This window comes from Rhodococcus sp. 5A-K4, assembly GCF_046097995.1.
Lineage (GTDB): Bacteria > Actinomycetota > Actinomycetes > Mycobacteriales > Mycobacteriaceae > Rhodococcus_F > Rhodococcus_F erythropolis.
The window spans coordinates 19,943-37,755 of sequence record NZ_JBJURM010000030.1 but is presented as its reverse complement, the minus strand read 5'-3'; the positions used below and the strand labels follow the sequence as shown (position 1 = coordinate 37,755).

General features: G+C 63.4%; 13 protein-coding genes and 1 tRNA gene. 6 read left to right on the top strand and 8 right to left on the bottom strand.

What is annotated here, in order from left to right:
- Positions 1–8 precede the first annotated feature (8 nt).
- A complete protein-coding gene (locus tag ACKAMS_RS28070; RefSeq protein ID WP_019749192.1) occupies positions 9–1,160 on the bottom strand; it encodes a N(5)-(carboxyethyl)ornithine synthase in 1,152 nt (383 codons plus the stop codon).
- Positions 1,161–1,393: 233 nt separating this feature from the next.
- Complete coding sequence (locus ACKAMS_RS28065; RefSeq protein WP_019749191.1) at positions 1,394–1,771, bottom strand: MarR family winged helix-turn-helix transcriptional regulator; 378 nt, start codon at positions 1,769–1,771, stop codon at positions 1,394–1,396.
- A gap of 85 nt (positions 1,772–1,856) precedes the next feature.
- Here ACKAMS_RS28065 and ACKAMS_RS28060 point away from each other — a divergent pair, with 85 nt between their 5' ends.
- Complete coding sequence (locus tag ACKAMS_RS28060) at positions 1,857–3,386, top strand: MFS transporter (RefSeq protein WP_019749190.1); 1,530 nt, start codon at positions 1,857–1,859, stop codon at positions 3,384–3,386.
- A gap of 73 nt (positions 3,387–3,459) precedes the next feature.
- Here the strand turns inward: ACKAMS_RS28060 and ACKAMS_RS28055 are convergent, their stop codons facing one another.
- From ACKAMS_RS28055 to ACKAMS_RS28040, 4 genes are all read right to left on the bottom strand, one after another.
- Positions 3,460–5,352 (bottom strand): FAD-dependent monooxygenase, encoded by a 1,893-nt coding sequence (locus ACKAMS_RS28055; protein ID WP_408989878.1) that lies wholly within the window; start codon positions 5,350–5,352, stop codon positions 3,460–3,462.
- 2 nt (positions 5,353–5,354) lie between these two features.
- Complete coding sequence (locus ACKAMS_RS28050) at positions 5,355–6,683, bottom strand: MFS transporter (RefSeq protein ID WP_019749188.1); 1,329 nt, start codon at positions 6,681–6,683, stop codon at positions 5,355–5,357.
- 128 nt (positions 6,684–6,811) lie between these two features.
- On the bottom strand, positions 6,812–7,738 hold the full coding sequence (locus ACKAMS_RS28045; RefSeq protein WP_408989877.1) for a LysR substrate-binding domain-containing protein: 927 nt from the start codon (positions 7,736–7,738) through the stop codon (positions 6,812–6,814).
- A gap of 89 nt (positions 7,739–7,827) precedes the next feature.
- Positions 7,828–7,903, bottom strand: a tRNA-Arg gene (locus tag ACKAMS_RS28040).
- 243 nt (positions 7,904–8,146) lie between these two features.
- Here ACKAMS_RS28040 and ACKAMS_RS28035 point away from each other — a divergent pair.
- A complete protein-coding gene (locus ACKAMS_RS28035) occupies positions 8,147–10,516 on the top strand; it encodes a phosphoketolase (protein ID WP_408989876.1) in 2,370 nt (789 codons plus the stop codon).
- A 65-nt stretch (positions 10,517–10,581) separates the two neighbouring features.
- Here the strand turns inward: ACKAMS_RS28035 and ACKAMS_RS28030 are convergent, their stop codons facing one another.
- Both ACKAMS_RS28030 and ACKAMS_RS28025 read right to left on the bottom strand, forming a co-directional pair.
- Positions 10,582–11,301 carry a DUF305 domain-containing protein gene (locus ACKAMS_RS28030; RefSeq protein ID WP_019749185.1) on the bottom strand — a complete coding sequence of 240 codons (720 nt, stop codon included), beginning with the start codon at positions 11,299–11,301 and terminating at the stop codon, positions 10,582–10,584.
- A 4-nt stretch (positions 11,302–11,305) separates the two neighbouring features.
- Positions 11,306–12,133, bottom strand: coding sequence for a DUF3105 domain-containing protein (locus tag ACKAMS_RS28025; protein ID WP_408989875.1), 828 nt, complete (start codon positions 12,131–12,133; stop codon positions 11,306–11,308).
- Positions 12,134–12,349: 216 nt separating this feature from the next.
- On the opposite strand from ACKAMS_RS28025, the gene argS reads away from it, so the two are divergent.
- Genes argS through thrC form a run of 4 tightly spaced genes read left to right on the top strand, consistent with a single transcriptional unit; the run spans position 12,350 to position 17,809 of the window.
- Positions 12,350–14,002: an arginine--tRNA ligase gene (argS, locus tag ACKAMS_RS28020; RefSeq protein WP_408989874.1), complete on the top strand. Its 1,653-nt coding sequence runs from the start codon at positions 12,350–12,352 to the stop codon at positions 14,000–14,002.
- Positions 13,999–15,420 (top strand): diaminopimelate decarboxylase, encoded by a 1,422-nt coding sequence (gene lysA / locus ACKAMS_RS28015; protein WP_019749182.1) that lies wholly within the window; start codon positions 13,999–14,001, stop codon positions 15,418–15,420. Before argS ends, lysA begins: the two co-directional genes overlap by 4 nt.
- Positions 15,417–16,730: a homoserine dehydrogenase gene (locus tag ACKAMS_RS28010; RefSeq protein WP_007726192.1), complete on the top strand. Its 1,314-nt coding sequence runs from the start codon at positions 15,417–15,419 to the stop codon at positions 16,728–16,730. Before lysA ends, ACKAMS_RS28010 begins: the two co-directional genes overlap by 4 nt.
- Positions 16,727–17,809 (top strand): threonine synthase, encoded by a 1,083-nt coding sequence (thrC, locus tag ACKAMS_RS28005; protein WP_003941280.1) that lies wholly within the window; start codon positions 16,727–16,729, stop codon positions 17,807–17,809. The genes ACKAMS_RS28010 and thrC overlap by 4 nt, the downstream gene beginning before the upstream one ends.
- Positions 17,810–17,813: the final 4 nt, after the last annotated feature.

Here is a 17,813-nt window from a genome sequence, read left to right as displayed (position 1 = left end):
CGGGGCGCCTATTCCGCGATGACAGCGTGCGGGTAGTCCGCCGAACGGTGCTGGAAACGCGTAATGGCGGGATTCACGATGACGCCGTCACGGATTTCGATGGCGCGGTCGACGGTCTCGTCTGCCTTCCAGGCCGTCTCTCCTGCCATCACAGTGGGCAGGTAGGGAAGAAGTGATTCGCTGATCTCCCACGACGCGGAGTTCCACAGGTACGACGGGCTGTGATCGACGCCGTAGTAAGTGATGTTGTCGCCGACGATGAAGGTCGGATCCGCGAACGAGGTGGGACGAGCCCAGCTGAACCCCATGCCTTCGTCGCACGAGACGTCGACGATGAGGCTTCCCGGTTGGAAGTCCATGAGATCTTCCTCGGTCAGGAACGTCAGCGGGGCATCCGTGTTCTGCAGTACGCAGTTGACGACGATGTCGTGCTCGGCCAGGAAGCCCGGTACCGGCACGCTGTGGTTGTCGAGCATGACGTGGCTGCCGCGGACATCGCCGTTGTTGTTGTCGAACGAGACCATTCGCGCCGAGTGGATGGGGGAGCTGACGGCGGTGACGCCGCGCTGAGTCAGTACGTCCACTTCGTGGATACCGTGCGCCTTGAGTGCAGTGACAGCGCCGCGTGCAGTGGCACCGAAACCGATCACGGCAGCAGTGAGACGGCGGCCGTAGTCTCCGGTGGAACCGATCAACTGCAGGGCGTGCAGTACCGAGCAATAGCCGGCCAACTCGTTGTTCTTGTGGAACACATGCAGATTGAACGATCCGTCGCTGTGCCAGAAGTTCATCGCTTCGAAGGCGATGAGAGTCAGTTTCTTGTCGATCGCGATCTGTGTCAGCTCGGTGTCCTGGACACAGTGCGGCCAGCCCCAGAGAACCTGACCCGACCGTAGTTCGGCGAGGTCACGCACCAACGGCTTCGGTAGCAGAACCACATCGGTTTCCGCCAAAATCTGCTTGCGCGTGCGGATTCCGGCCACCAGACGCGAGAGGTAGTCGTCGGAGTAGCCGAAGGGGTGGCCGTAACCCTCTTCGAGGTAGATCCGAGAACGTAGTTCGGCATCGATGCGATCGAAATGCGCAGGATGGATCGGCAACCGGCGTTCTGCCGGTTTGCTCGACTGTCCGATGACTCCAAGGGTGCGTGCGTTGTTCAATTGTGTATCTCTCGATAGGAGCAGGTAGAGATGTCAGGCAGGCGCCTGAGGGACTAGCAGAAGCCGCAGGAACGCTGGCAGATTGCCTCGGCCAGGATCGCGTGAAGGCGTGCCGGCTGCGCTGCTGTCGATCGCCGACGGCAACAGAAAGGCGCGCCGGTATGTGCTCAGTCTAGTCCTGAACGGTCCTCGCCCGGCGGCCGGGCGAGGTGCGGTGCTGCTCCGACGTAGGGCTACTGCTCGCGCAGGCGTGAATCCAGCACGGCCAGTTGAATTTTGCTGGCATCCGTGTGTACTTGACGACCTTTGTCGGTGACGTCGATGAAGACTCCGCGCCGGTCAGCCTCGCACAGTGCTCGCTGAACCAGTCCGGCCTTCTCGAGGCGGGCGACGCTGCGGGAGAGCGCACTGGGACTCAGGTACATCTCCGAAGCCAGATCCTGCATCCGTGGACGCTCACACGAGGTGTCCATGAGTCGGTCGAGGGCCTCGAAGTCGCTCATACTCAGGCCGTGCGCCGACTGCATCTGGCGATCGAGTTCGCATGCGATGTCGTTGTAGCTGGTCGACAACGAGCGCCAGGTGTTGCGCAATTCCGATTCCGACGTCACGACCGCATTCTAGTTGAAGACTCGATTACGTGCAATTGCATTAAATGCTTGTGCATTAAGTGCATGTGCATCTATTCTCGCTGACGTGACTTGCACAGACTCGACACTCAAACCATTCGATTCGCCGGAATCCCCGGGTTCTACGGAATCCACGGATCCGGCCACAGGAGAGGGCTGGTCCCTCAAGCTGTGGGGCATCCTCGCGGTGCTCTGCCTCGTGTTGTTCCTCGACGGTCTCGATGTGTCGATGGTGGGCGTCGCTCTACCGTCCATCGGCAACGAACTGGGCCTGTCCACTACTTCGCTGCAGTGGATCATCAACGGCTACGTCCTCGGATTCGGCGGCTTGTTGCTACTCGGCGGACGTACCGCCGATCTTCTCGGGCGCAGGAAGGTCTTCCTGATCGCGCTGACCGTGTTCGCAATCGCTTCGCTGGTCGGTGGCCTTGTCGACAACGGAACACTGCTGATCGCATCACGATTCGTGAAGGGACTGGCGGCGGCCTTCACTGCGCCGACTGCAATGTCCATTCTCACCACGACGTTCAAGGAAGGTCCGGCCCGTAACCGTGCGCTTTCGGTGTTCTCCGTGTTCGGCGCCAGTGGTTACTCGTCGGGCCTGATCCTGGGTGGACTGTTGACCAGTGCCGGTTGGCGATTCACGTTCCTGATGCCGGTTCCGTTTGCCGTCATCGCGCTGATCGGTGGGTACTTCCTCATTCCGCGGGACCGTCCCGCAGATACCGGGGGACACGACCTCGTCGGCGCCGTCACCCTGGTGACGGGAATGCTTCTCACGGTCTACACGATGGTCTCGGCTCCGACCCGTGGGTGGGCACACCCGATGACGCTGGGTTCGTTCGCCGTCGCAGCCGTGCTTCTGGCGACGTTCTTCTTCGTCGAGAAGAAGGTGGCTCATCCACTTGTGCGACTTGGGCTTCTGCGCGTCGGCACCATCGTTCGTGCGAATCTGGCCATCATCGCGCTCTTCGGTTCCTACCTGAGCTTCCAGTTCATGATGACGATCTTCCTGCAGTCGGCCCTCGGCTGGTCGCCCCTGAAGATGGCGATGGCACTGCTCCCCGCGGGCATCATCGTCGCCTTCGGATCGCCGTTCGTCGGACGGCTGGTCGACTTGTACGGCAGTGCCAAGCTCATCATCGCGGCACTGACCTCGCTCAGCGTCGGGTACCTCTGGTTCCTCTTCGCGGGCAGCGATTCACCGTCGTACGTCGTGGCGATTCTGCCGAGCGTCATCCTGCTCGGACTCGGATTCGCGTTGGGCTACACCTCGATCATGGCCCAGGCCACCTCGGGTGTCGACGACTCGGAGCAGGGTTTGGCGTCCGGGCTGGTGAACACCTCCGCTCAGGTCGGTGCGGCGCTCGTACTCGCTCTCACTACCGCCCTCGTGACCGCCGGATCGCACACCGCGTCCGGTGCCGGTACCGCCGGATTCGAACAGTTCCATCCCGGACTGATCCTGGTTACCGGAGTCGCGCTGGTGGGCTTGGCGATCACCGTCTCGCCGCTGGTACGTGGAAGGTCGCTGCGGGGAAGATCCGTGCGTGAAAGGCGCGCTGAGGAAGAAAAGGAATTGGCCGAGGTCAACTGAATACTTGCTTCATCCGCGAATGCGCTCGGCCGCGTAGGAGACAATCCTGCGCGGCCGAGTTGCTGTGTCTGAACTATCGGGTGGCAGATTTCGGGGCTGCGTCTTTCAGGGCTGCGTCTTTCAGGGCTGCGTCGAAACTCGTCGACGTAGCTTGCGAACCGAGAATCAAGGCAAGACGCACCAACATGGCTTCGCGGTCGGACGGATCAGCCTGATCCAGTGCGTTCGACAGTGCCAACCAGACGTGCTCGCGGTGGCCCTCGTCGTCGATCACCGCAGTTGTCGCCGACTGTGCCGTATCGAAGTGCGTCGGCGCAGTGCCGGCGGTGAGGTGCTTGGCCACGTCGTTCAAATGCGTGGGAGCGCTGATGCGGCAGAGCGTCAATCCGTCGGGCCGAATCACGAAGATCTCGCCGACACGAGCACCGAGGGCAGATGCGAGATTGCCTTCGGCATCGCGAATCGTGGAGTCGTTAGTTCCCGCGGTGATCACCCGTACGGTTTCCGGTGCAAGGGCCTGAGCGAGAATCTCGGCTTGCGTGTCGAGTTCGGATACCAGCTCAGCTGACAGTCCGAAAGCCAGCAGGCCGAATCCAGTACCGCGCAGACTGTTCAAGGAGGTTTTCGAACCGTCCGCCGAGACCTGGACGACTCTGTCCTCCAGCGGATCCCCGGGTAGTACGCCCTCGGTGCCCGCAGCTGTGGGCCACGTCAGCGGCGAGAGACGGGCGTGCGTTGCACTCGACTGGCGCGGGTTGATGAGGTGCGCGAATTCGCTTCGCTTGGTGGCGAGTTCGAGTACGGCGTCGCGGGTGGTCCGGTATCCATGACTGCCGGGCGACATGATGAGCGTCGACTTGCCTGCATTGTCGACGTTCTGCTGCCACGCGCTGCGACGTTCCTTCGAATACGCGTCGAGGATGCCGGTATCGGCAGCTCCGTTGATGACGGCGGCCAGTTGCCACACCAGGGTCTCGGCGTCTTCCATTCCTGAGTTGAGGCCACGCACACCGAAGATCGGAACAAGGTGCGCGGCGTCGCCGGCAAAGAGCACACGGCCGTGGGTGAAATCTTCCAGGGCGAGTGCATGGGCGCGGTAGAAGCCGAACCATTCCAGGGTCCAGGGGATGTCGCTCTCGAGCCATTCGAGGTGACGCGTGATGCGGTCACGGATGCGATCTTCTTGCGTCTCCGCTTCCGGATCGTCCGACGCATCGAGCTGGTAGTCGATGCGCCAGATGTCCCGTGGTTGGCGGTGCATGATGATCGTGGACCCCGGATTGCTGGGTGCGTCGAACCACACCAGACGCTCGGCCGGGAGTTCCGATTCCCAATGAATGTCGGCAATGACGTAGTTGCCCTCGTAGCTGTTGCCCTGCAAGCGGATTCCGCTGAGTTCGCGCATCTTGCTTCGTCCACCGTCGGCAGCCACGACCCACGCCGCGCGCAATTCGCGGGTTCCGAACGCGGTGGAGACGGTCAGTGTCACCTCGTCGTCACCGCCGGAGATGCCGGCGATCGACGACGACCAGTGGAAGTTCACCAGTGGGTGGGCGAGCAACTTGTCGGTCATGATCTGTTCGAACTCGGATTGCGAGACGTTGACCATGGGTCCGCGCGCGTCGTGCTCGGCGGATGCCATCCGGAACTGCAGTACTTCCTGATCGCGGTAGTAACTCCGACCACCCACCCACGGTAGAACGATGTCTTCGAGTTCGGCGCCGAAACCAAGGCGTTCGGCAACTTCGAGGCTGTGCCGTGACACGCAGATCGCGCGACTGCCGAACGAGACCTGATCGGCCGCTTCGAGAATCGTGACGGCAATGCCGCGCTGCGCCAAGCCCATGGCTACGCCCATGCCGACTGGGCCGGCTCCGACGATCACGACGGGAAGTGCGTCGGCCGAAGGCGCCATGGAAGCGAAGTCCTCGGGGGCGTACTTCTTCGGATGAAAGTAGGTCGACATGGTCACGAGGCTTTCTGTGCGGCAGTGTTTTTCGGGATCAGTTGAGGTTCCGGGAGTAGCAGGATGGAAACCAAGCTGATCACGGCAATGATCACGAAGTAAACGGTGATGGCGAACGAGGTGTCGAAGGCGGCGTAGAGCGCGGTGGCGATCATCGGGGCCAGACCGCCGCCGAGGATTGCGCCGATCTGGTAGCCGAGTGACGCTCCGCTGTAGCGGATGTGTGCGGGGAACAATTCGGCGAACAGTGCCGCTTGTGGGCCGGCGCAGCAGCCGAGCGTGAAGCCGAGGGCGATCATCGATACGAGCATCACCGGGACGATCGCTGTGTCGATCAGCGGAAAGAACACCGCTGCCGCCACTACCAGGGTGATCGAACTGCGGATGTAGACGGTCCGGCGTCCGAGAGTGTCCGACTTGTGAGCGCTGAAAGCCATTCCCGCCATCCAGAACGGGCAGGATGCGATGAGGAGGAAGAGCATCGTGGTTTTGCTGAAGCCGAGTTCGGTCTCGCCGTATTTGAGCACGTAAACCATGTACGCGTACGCAATTCCGTTGGTGGCGATGAAGGTTCCACCGGCGAGGAGCACTGTCTTCCAGTGTCTGGTGAGAACCTCGAGAATCGGCATGGACTCCGCCGGTGCTTCGGACTTCGAAGCGGTGAACTCGTCACTTTCCTCGAGGCCGAGACGGATCCACATCGCAACGCCCACAAGAACTGCGCTGAGCAGGAACGGGATTCGCCATCCCCAGGAGTTGAATGCATCGTCGTCCATGAAGGCGGCGAGGGGGAGATAGACGAGATTGGCCACCAGTACGCCTGCGGGAACACCGATTTGTGGTGCGCTGCCGTACAGCCCCTTCTTGCCCTCCGGTGCGTTTTCGGTGGCGACCAGAACTGCGCCGCCCCACTCGCCGCCGACACCGAGTCCCTGAACGAATCGCAAGGTCACCAGGAGTATGGGGGCGAAGACGCCGATGGCGGCGTAGTTGGGTAGCAGGCCGATGGCAACGGTGGCGCAGCCCATCAGCATCAACGAGGTGACCAACATGGATTTGCGTCCGATGCGGTCGCCGAAGTGGCCCATCACGATTCCGCCGATGGGACGCGCGACGAATCCGACGGCGAGGGTGGCGAAGGCGGCCAGGGTGCCGGCCAGATCGGACGTGCCGGGGAAGAACTGCTTGCCGAGCACGAGCGCGGCGGCGGTGCCGTAGATGAAGAAGTCGTACCACTCGATGGCGGTGCCGACAAAGCTGCCGAGGGCGGCCTTGCGCGCCTTGACCGTCGCGGCGGTGCGCGTAGCGGTCGGTGAGGCGATGGAGGTCATGAAGTGCCTTTCGAGATGAATGTGGCTTGAAGAAACAATGACGTGCGCCACAACAATTGAAAAGCGAAAGAATTGGAGGTTCTTGCACGGAAAATACGTGGAACCAGCTCCGCTGCCTGGTAGTGGGACTATTGGGCAGGTTCCGAGGGTGAAACGAATTCTATGAAAGCGCGTGCGACGCGGCTGAGGCGAGTGTTCTGGTGCCACGCGAGAACTACGTGCACCGACGGCACGACAGGGGAAGCGATGGTCTTGACGACTACCTCGAGCCCCTCGTACGTGACGTCCATCTTGGGGCGCTGGAGCAACAGCGTCCAGCCGAGTCCGCGCCCGACAAATGCCCGCGCCGTCTCGAAGTTCGCGGTTCTGTATGCAACCTTCGGGATGAATCCGCCTTCGCGGCAGACGTCGAGCGCGTGTTTGGTGCTCGGCGGCGCGTCGAGGAGAACCATCGGGTGTTCCGCGAGATCCGGAAGATGGATCGGTCGCTCGGACCGCGCGAGTGGGTGTTCGGCACCCAGGACGATCAAGGGTTCGCGGATGGCCAACGGAACTGTGCGCAATTGTGGAGACAGGTCCAGGTCGTAAGCGATCGCGAGGTCCAACTCGCCGTTCTCGAGATGTGCCTGGAGCCGATTCTGAGTGTCCTCGCGGAACTCCACCTGCGCGTCGGGATTCTCACGGGTGAACCCGGCGATCATCGACGGCAATACCGTCGGCCCCAGAGCGGGATAGCAACCGATCGCGATGGGCCCCGACACGCTTCCGCCGGTTCCGAGCGCATCGGATTCGAGTTCCCCGGCTTGCTGAAGTAGCGCCCGGGCGCGCACCAGAACGGATTCACCGGTGCGGGTCAGTTGAATGCCGAATGAGCGACGGCGAACGCACAGTTGAACTTTGAGCGCGCGTTCGAGTTCGGTGAGCGACGCGGACAGGGCGGAGGGGGAGAGATGCAAGCGCTCGGCCGCGGCGCTGATCGTCCCGGTCTCGGCTACCGCGACAAACGCAGCCAGCTGACGCATCGTGTACGTGGGAGCAGGATCGATGCGAGGCATGAGATCGACAGTAGTCGGATAGATTGCCCTGAATTGTTTGGTGTGGCACCGTGAAGAGGTCGACGATCAATCGCTGACCTGCGTCTTCGTGGTGCCCCCGGCAGGATTCGAACCTGCGACCTTTCGCTCCGGAGGCGAACGCTCTATCCCCTGAGCTACGGGGGCGCACCGAATGCTCGGTGTGCCGATTGGGCTGCGTTAGCGTAGCGCATCACGGGGGGACAAGACCAAACCGGCACCCGTCTCGGCATGGCGTCGTCGCGGGAGGCAGTCGAGGATGCGGCCGGGGACCATGGTCGTCGAATCATCTGTACCGACTGACTCGGATGCTTTTTACGCCTAGGCTCGGCTCTGAGCACAGGCTCGGGCGGACTGCTCGGGCACCCTCGTGAGGTACGGGAGTCGTTGATGACCGATCACCACTATTCCGAAGACCAGCTCGCGCTCGACCTGAAGTGGTGGGCAGCGGCCAACTACCTGACCGTTGCGCAGATCTATCTGAAAGACAACACGCTTCTGCGGGAACCGTTGCGAGCCGAGCACATCAAGCCTCGACTGCTCGGGCACTGGGGGACCAGCCCCGGCCTGTCGATGATCTACACGCTCCTCAATCGGCACATCGTCACCACTGATGCTGACTGGCTGTACGTCACCGGCCCGGGGCACGGCGGCCCGGCGCTGGTCGCGTCGACGTATCTCGAGGGAACGTATTCGGAGATCTATCCGGAAGTCTCGGACGACGCCGAGGGTATCCACCGGATGTGTCGGCGATTCTCGGCTCCCGGCGGAGTGCCCAGCCATGTGAGTGTGCAGACACCCGGAAGCATCCACGAAGGCGGCGAGCTCGGCTACGCACTTGCACATGCGGCCGGCGCTGCCTTCGATCATCCGAACCTCGTGGTGGCCTGTGTGATCGGCGACGGCGAAGCGGAGACCGGGCCGTTGTCCGGCTCGTGGAAGCTCCCGGCGTTCCTCAATCCACGACGCGACGGCGCGGTGTTGCCGATCCTGCACGTGAACGGCGCCAAGATCGCGGGCCCGACCGTGTACGGGCGCAGCAGCGACGAGGACATTCAGGCCTACCTCGGCGGCCAGGGGTGGGCGCCGATCGTCGTCTCCGGTGACGACCCCGACGTCGTGTTTCCTCAGTTGTATCAAGCGATCTCGCAGGCACACGAGAAGATCCGCGAGATGCAGGGTGCCGCACGCCGAGGCGACGAGTGGACGGGTTCGTGGCCGGCAATAGTCTTGCGGACGCCGAAAGGATGGACCGGTCCACACACCGTCGACGGAATCTTGGTCGAGGGCACACATCGTGCGCACCAGGTGCCGTTGTCCGGCGTGCGAACCAACGAATCGCATCTGCGGCAACTCGAAGAGTGGATGCGGTCGTACCGTCCGGACGAGTTGTTCGACGCCAACGGATCACTGGCCGCGGAACTGGCGGCGCTCTCGCCGGCGGGGGACAAACGCATGGGGAGCACTCCCTACGCGAACGGTGGGCGACTTCGCGTCGATCTCCCGATGCCGCCGCTCGAAAAGTACGCGCTTCCCATCCAATCCCCGGGTTCGACCTTCCACGAGACGACACGAGTTCTCGGCGAGCTTCTGCGCGACATCTACGCCGCCACGGAAACCGAGGACAGCGGCGGGATCTTCCGACTCTTCTGTCCGGACGAGACGTCGAGCAATCGCCTCGGCGCCGTGTTCGAGACAACCGACCGCTGCTGGCAATTGCCGATCACCGACTACGACGACGGACTGTCCTCGGACGGTCGTGTCATGGAGGTCCTCAGCGAGCACCTCTGCGAGGGTTGGCTCGAGGGTTATCTGTTGTCCGGTCGACACGGGATGTTCGCGAGCTACGAAGCATTTGCGATGGTGAGTGTGTCGATGCTCATCCAGCACGCCAAGTGGCTCCAACATGCCGTCGACCTGCCGTGGCGGGCGTCCGTCGCTTCGCTCAACGTGCTGTTGACCAGTACGTGCTGGCGCAACGACCACAACGGATTCAGTCATCAGGGCCCCGGCATGATCGACGCCGTTATTCCCTTGGCACCCAGTGTGATCCGCGTGTGGCTACCGCCGGACTCCAACACCTTGCTCTCGATCTCGGACCACTGCCTGCGTAGTACCGACCACGTCAACCTGATAGTCGTGGACAAGCAACCGCACCTGCAATACCTCACGCTCGAGCAAGCGCACGAGCACTGCGCGGCGGGCGCTTCGGTGTGGGAATGGGCCGGAACCGAAGCACGCGGACAGGAACCGGACGTGGTCCTGGCCGCTGCGGGAGATGTGCCGACGCAGGAGATCCTGGCTGCTGCACAGTTGCTGCGCGATCACACGCCAGAACTGATCACCCGCGTCGTCAACGTCGTCGATCTGATGGCCTTGCTGACGCCAACCGAGCATCCCCACGGATTTGGGGAGCGTGTCTTCCTCGATTTGTTCACCGCGCAGACCGACGTCGTGTTCGCATTCCACGGATACTCGCGTGCGGTGCACGAACTGATTCACGGGCGTCCGAGTCCCGAACGCTTCCACGTTCGCGGATTCAGTGAACAGGGAACAACCACAACACCGTTCGACATGGTTGTCCTCAACAAGATGAGCCGCTACCACCTGGTGATCGAGGCGCTACGACGCTCCAAGCGTCGGCCGGCCGGGGCGTCCGAGTTGGCGGAGTTCTGCCGGACACAGCTCGAAAAGCACTCGCGTTACATCGTCGAGTACCTCGAAGACATGCCGGAGGTAGAAAACTGGACCTGGTCCTGAAATTCAGGACCAGGCCCAGTTGGGTCTGAACATTCTCGGTTCAGCTCAGTGCAGTGCAGTGCAGTTCAGTTCATGGGCAGCGGCACTGCGCCGCGAGCTGCCAACATGTCGGTCATCAGCTTGGACTCGCTCTGCTGCGTGTTGACCATGGTCTGCGCCAGGCTGCGCACCGGACCCTCGGTGGCGTCGGCAGCTGCGTACTCCATCATCGGAAGCCCACCTTCGTGGTGACGAAGCATCAACTGCAGGAACAAGGTGTCGAGTTGCAGGCCTTCCGCCGCGCGGAGAGCCGCGAGGTCCTCGGGGGACGCCATGCCGGGCATGGTGTCGACCGGGCCGGAATGAGCCATGTCCATCGTGGCCGAAGTCCCGTGCGATCCGTGGCCGGAGCCTGAATCCGACGACATCCACTCCATGTACGGCCCCACCTTGGACAGCGGCTGATCCCACATGGTCAGCCACGCCTGCATTTGACCGAGCTGGTTCTGCTGCGTGGTCAAGATGTCGAACGCCAGCGTGCGCACATCGTTGTCCGTGGACTTCGTCAGGGCGATGGACGCCATGTCGACGGCCTGGCTGTGGTGCACGCTCATGTCCTGAGCGAAGCCCACGTCCACCGAATCCGATGCCGGAACGGTCAGTGACGACTTCGCATCGGGTCCGAGGAGGTTGGTCAGTGCGCCGAGGGCAAAACCGACGGCGATCGCGCCGATCAGACCGATGATCAGCAGTGCGGTGCGCTGACTCGGCTTCGAAGGCTGATCGGTGGTCTCTGAACTATTCACCGGACTATCCACCGGCGGGAATCTGCTCGTCGGTGGCCGGGGTAGCGCCCGTGCCGTCCATCTGGATGGCGTCGGCGCCCGGAGGCGTCGGATCGAACGGCGACGTCGACGGGGTGAACAGCGGGTTGGTGCAGCTCGCTCCGACCTCGGGGTAGACGTTCGGGTTCTGGTTCAACGCGGTGATGAACTGATCGATGCGATCGTCGTCGGCCTTGTCGATCTCGAGGCGATGGCCCCACGACTGCAGAGAAATGGGGCTGCTCTGGCCGGGGAACGGCGACATCAGCATGTAGGACTTGCCGTTGACGCGTCCGGCGAGGTTGTCGATCTGGTCCTGGTCGACGAGATCGGGGTTGTACGTGATCCAGATGGCGCCGTGCTCGAGCGAGTGGACGGCGTTCTCGGTGCGAATCGGGTCGGCGTACACGGTTCCGGTGCAGTTCGCCCAGGTGGCGTCGTGCGGGCCACCGAACGGCGGGGTCTGGTCGTACGCCACGCGCTGAGTGGAATCGACGTGCTGGCCGGCCGGGTACTCGATCTTGAGGACGCCGTCGATCTTGTCGGACGGATCCTTGTTCTCGGAGCTGTACTTGTACGGCTCGAGGGCCTGCCGCTCCTCGACCTTGGGCCACAGATTGATACCGAGCACGGCGATGAGTGCGAGCACAGCCACACCGGCGCCGATCGACAGCCAGGGGATCTGGCGGGGAGCGGGGACGCCGCCCTTGCCCTTCTTGGCCGGCCGACTGTTCTTGTTGGCGGCCTTGATGGCCTTGGCTGATTTGGCCCCGGAGTTCTTGTTGGGACCGCGACTATCGGAACCGCTTGGCATCGATTGGGCTCTTTCGGTGTGTGGGCTTGAGGTGTGGCGCGCCCGCGCATGAAGGTACGCGGTGGTAGCTCGGGCATTACCACTGTACTTTCCGAGTCTGAGGGCAAACTTTGAGAGTGGCGTGCGACACGCCACAGCGGCCCCGCGCACGTTCACGGAGAGCGAGGCGTGAGGCGAGTCTCCACTTCCGGTGTGCAGGCAATAGGATGAATACCTGTGACTCCAGCTGACCTTGCCGAACTGCTCCGCGGAACCGCAGCGAGCGTCCTTGCCTATCGTGGCCTCGACGTATCCGTGCTGCCCGAAACCCTTACCGTCGAGCGACCACGCAACCCCGAGCACGGCGATTACGCCACCAACATTGCCATGCAGGTAGCCAAGAAGGTCGGCACCAATCCCCGCGAGCTGGCGGGCTGGATCGCCGAAGCCCTCACCGCTGCCGACGGAATCGAATCCGCCGAGATCGCCGGACCCGGCTTCCTCAACATTCGGTTGGACAAGGACGCCCAGGGCGCGATCGTCGTGTCGGTTCTCGAAGCCGGTGCGTCGTACGGCTCGGGTGACTCCCTCGCCGGCAAGAAGATCAACCTCGAATTCGTCTCGGCCAACCCCACCGGACCGATTCACCTCGGTGGAACCCGTTGGGCTGCAGTCGGAGACGCGCTCGGACGCATTCTGTCCGCGCAGGGTGGATTGGTCACACGTGAGTACTACTTCAACGATCACGGTGCCCAGATCGACCGCTTCTCGCGTTCACTGATCGCTCCAGCGAAGGGTGAACCTGCTCCGGAAGACGGTTACGCCGGTGCATACATCGCCGACATCGCCGCCTCGGTTCTGAAGCAGCGTCCCGACGTCATGGAGCTGCCCGCCGACGAGCAGCAGGAAACCTTCCGCGCCATCGGCGTCGAATTGATGTTCACGCACATCAAGCAGACCCTCCACGACTTCGGCGTCGACTTCGACGTCTACTTCCACGAGAACTCGCTCTTCGAATCCGGTGCGGTCGAGAAGGCCGTCGAATCCCTCAAGGGTTCGGGCAACCTCTTCCACGAAGACGGTGCGTGGTGGCTCAAGAGCACCGACTACGGCGACGACAAGGACCGCGTCGTCATCAAGAGCGACGGCAACGCCGCCTACATCGCCGGTGACATCGCCTACTTCCAGAACAAGCGCGCCCGCGGGTTCGACCTCTGCATCTACATGCTCGGTGCCGACCATCACGGATACATCGGCCGTCTCAAGGCTGCCGCGGCCGCATTCGGCGACGATCCGGACACCGTCGAGGTGCTGATCGGCCAGATGGTCAACCTCGTCAAGGACGGCACTGCCGTCAAGATGAGCAAGCGCGCAGGCACCGTCATCACCCTCGACGACCTCGTCGAGGCAATCGGCGTCGACGCCTCGCGTTACGTCATGATCCGCTCGTCGGTCGACTCGAGCATCGACATCGATCTCGACCTGTGGACCAAGACCAGCAGCGAGAACCCCGTCTACTACGTCCAGTACGCGCATGCACGCCTCTCGGCGATCGCTCGCAACGCCGCGGACCTCGGTCTGTCCGCCGACGCGAGCAACCTCGCCCTGCTCACCGTCGAGCAGGAGGGTGACCTCATCCGCACGATCGGCGAGTACCCACGCGTCGTGTCGAGCGCGGCGAATCTGCGTGAGCCGCACCGTATTGCCCGCTACCTCGAAGAACTCGCGGGTGCGTACCACCGCTTCTACGGCGCGTGCCGCATCCTTCCGCAAGGCGACGAAGACGCCACCGACGTGCACCGCGCGCGTCTGGCTCTCTGCGCCGCCACCCGACAGGTCCTGGCCAACGGCCTCGAACTGCTCGGCGTCACCGCACCGGAGCAAATGTGAACGCGCACCCCGCCGGCCCCAAGCATGCCGAGCAGTTGCAGGCCCCCGGCTTGCCCGACCGTCCTGCCAGCCCCGAAGCCTTCGGTGAACTCTCACCGCAGGTGTGGCCGCGCAACGCTTCTCGCGGCGACGACGGTGAAGTGACCCTCGCGGGTGTCAAGGTCGGTGAACTTGCCGAGAAGTACGGCACCCCGCTGTTCGTCATCGACGAGGACGACTTCCGCTCGCGTTGCCGCGACATGGCCCGCGCCTTCGGCCCGGATGCCAAGGTGCACTACGCATCCAAGGCATTCCTCTGTGGCGAGATCGCACGCTGGGTCGCCGACGAAGGCCTCTCGCTCGACGTCTGCTCCGGCGGCGAACTGGCGATCGCGTTGCACGCGGACTTCCCGGCCGAGCGAATTGCCATGCACGGCAACAACAAGTCAGTCGCCGAACTGGCCGCTGGTGTCGCCGCGGGCGTCGGACACGTCGTGCTCGACTCGGCGATCGAGATCGACCGACTCGATCGTGTCGCCGGTGAGGCCGGTGTCGTTCAAGACGTGTTGATCCGACTGACCGTCGGCGTCGAAGCGCATACCCACGAATTCATCTCCACCGCACACGAGGACCAGAAGTTCGGTTTCTCGCTGGCCGGGGGAGCCGCGATCGACGCGGTCCGTCGCGTCTTCGCTGCCGACAACTTGCGACTGGTCGGCCTGCACAGCCACATCGGTTCGCAGATCTTCGACGTCGACGGTTTCGAGGTGGCAGCGCACCGCGTGATCGGTTTGCTCCGCGACGTCGTCACCGAGTTCGGAGTCGAGAAGACCAAGCAGATTTCGATCATCGACCTCGGCGGCGGCATGGGGATCTCGTACATCCCCTCCGACGACCCGCCGCCCGTCGACGAACTGGCAGCAAAGCTCGGCCACATCGTGCGCAACGAGTCCGCACTGGCCGGATTGCCGGAGCCGACGCTTGCCGTCGAACCCGGCCGCGCCATCGCCGGACCTGGCACGGTGACGCTCTACGAGGTCGGCACCATCAAGGACGTCACGGTGGGTAGCTCGCTGACACGCCGCTACATCAGCGTCGACGGCGGGATGAGCGACAACATCCGCACGTCCCTCTACGGTGCGGAGTACGAAGCCAAGTTGGTTTCGCGAACTTCCGAGGCTGATCCCGTCGTTGCACGTATCGTCGGTAAGCACTGCGAGTCCGGTGACGTGGTCATTCGGGACACCTGGATGCCCGAGGACGTCGGGCCCGGTGATTTACTAGCGGTAGCAGCGACCGGTGCATACTGCTATTCGATGTCGAGCAGGTACAACCTGCTCACCCGCCCAGCCGTGGTGGCGGTGCGTGACGGAGTCTCACGCGTGATTCTGCGGAGGGAAACAGTGGAAGATCTGCTCAGCTTGGAGGTATCGCAGTGACGAGCGAATCGGCGCATCGCGCTATCGGTGTGGCCGTTCTCGGCCTCGGCAACGTCGGGAGCGAGGTCGTCCGGATCATTCGTGAGCAGGCCGAGGAACTCGAAGCTCGCGTCGGCGCCCCGTTGGAACTGCGGGGAGTTGCCGTCCGCCGTATCGGCTCGGACCGCGGAATTCCCGAGGAACTGCAGACGACGGACGCCGAGTCCCTGGTCGGTCGTGACGACGTCGACATCGTGGTCGAGGTGATCGGCGGAATCGAGCTCCCTCGCAAGCTGATTCTTTCTTCCCTCAACTCCGGTAAGTCGGTCGTGACCGCCAACAAGGCGCTGCTCGCGGACCACACCGGTGAATTGGCGGAGGCTGCAGAGGCCAACTCTGTCGACCTGTACTTCGAGGCCGCTGTTGCCGGTGCGATCCCCGTGATCCGCCCGCTCACACAGTCGTTGGCCGGAGACCGTGTCAACAAGGTCGCCGGAATCGTGAACGGCACCACCAACTTCATCCTCTCCGCGATGGACGAGACCGGCGCCGACTACGAGGAGACCCTCGCCGAAGCCGGACGCCTCGGATACGCGGAAGCCGACCCGACCGCGGACGTCGAAGGCTACGACGCCGCGGCGAAGGCTGCGATCCTCGCGTCGATCGCGTTCCACACCCGCGTCACTGCCGCGGACGTGTACCGCGAAGGAATCTCCACGATCACCTCCGCCGACCTGGCGTCGGCGAAGGCACTCGACTGCACGATCAAGTTGCTCTCGATCTGCGAGCGCATCGTCACGCCCAAGGGCAAGGAGCGGATTTCCGCTCGCGTGTACCCGGCGCTGGTTCCGCTCAGCCATCCGCTGGCCTCGGTCAACGGCGCGTTCAACGCCGTTGTCGTGGAAGCAGAGAACGCCGGCCGGCTCATGTTCTACGGCCAGGGCGCTGGCGGCGCCCCCACCGCTTCCGCGGTGATGGGTGACCTGGTGATGGCGGCGCGCAACAAGGTTCACGGCGGCCGCGGCCCCCGCGAGTCCAAGTACGCCAAGCTCAAGGTCGCCCCGATGGGCGACATCCTCACGCGCTACTACGTGAACATGGAGGTCGCGGACAAGGAAGGTGTGCTGTCCGCAGTCGCCGCCGAGTTCGCCAAGCACGGCGTGAGCATCTCCGTCGTCCGCCAGGAGGGCGCCGGCGCCGGCGCGCGTCTGGTGGTCGTCACTCATGTAGCAACCGACGCGGCTCTCTCCGAGACCGTGGCGGCCCTCAACGAACTCGAATTCGTCACCGCTGTGACCAGCGTGCTGCGACTGGAAGGCACTGAACAATGACCGGCATCGTCAACCCCGTCCACAAGGCATGGCCGGGTCTCATCGAGGCATACCGGGACCGTCTCGCGATCGGTGACAACTGGAAGACCGTCACCCTGCGCGAAGGCGGCACCCCGCTCCTGCCGGCCGGCCACCTCTCCGAGATCACCGGCTGCGACGTCTACCTCAAGGTCGAGGGTCTCAACCCCACCGGTTCCTTCAAGGACCGCGGCATGACGATGGCCGTCACCGACGCCTTGGCCCGGGGCCAGCGCGCAGTTCTGTGCGCGTCCACCGGCAACACCTCCGCCTCGGCCGCTGCGTATGCAGCCAAGGCAGGCATGACCTGCGCCGTGCTCATCCCGCAGGGCAAGATCGCCATGGGCAAGCTTGCGCAGGCAGTCATGCACGGCGCCAAGATCATTCAGGTCCAGGGCAACTTCGACGACTGCCTCGAACTGGCACGCAAGACCACGGCGGAATTCCCCACCATCGGTCTGGTCAACTCCGTCAACCCGGTGCGCATCGAAGGTCAGAAGACCGCGGCATTCGAGATCATGGACGTGCTCGGCAAGGCTCCCGACGTGCACGCTCTCCCGGTCGGAAACGCAGGAAACATCACCGCGTACTGGCGCGGATACTCCGAGTACTACGCCGACGGTCTGACCACGGTCAAGCCCCGCATGCTCGGCGTCCAGGCAGCCGGTGCGGCTCCGCTGGTCAACGGCGCACCCGTCAAGGATCCCGAAACCATCGCTACCGCAATCCGAATCGGTTCCCCCGCTTCCTGGAACGGCGCTGTCGCCGCGAAGGAAGAGTCGAACGGTGCATTCCGTGCCGCCACCGACGAGAAGATCCTCGAGGCTTACCGTCTGATCGCCGCCACCGAGGGCGTCTTCGTCGAACCGGCGTCGGCAGCCAGTGTCGCCGGCCTGCTCGCCGCACGCGCAGAGGGCTGGCTCGAGCCGGGCCTGACCGTCGTGTGCACGGTGACCGGTAACGGTCTCAAGGATCCTGACACGGCTTTGAAGGGTATGCCGAACGTCGAGCCGATCGGTGTCGATCCCGTTGCCGTCGCGGCTGCCCTCGAGCTTGCATAGTGTC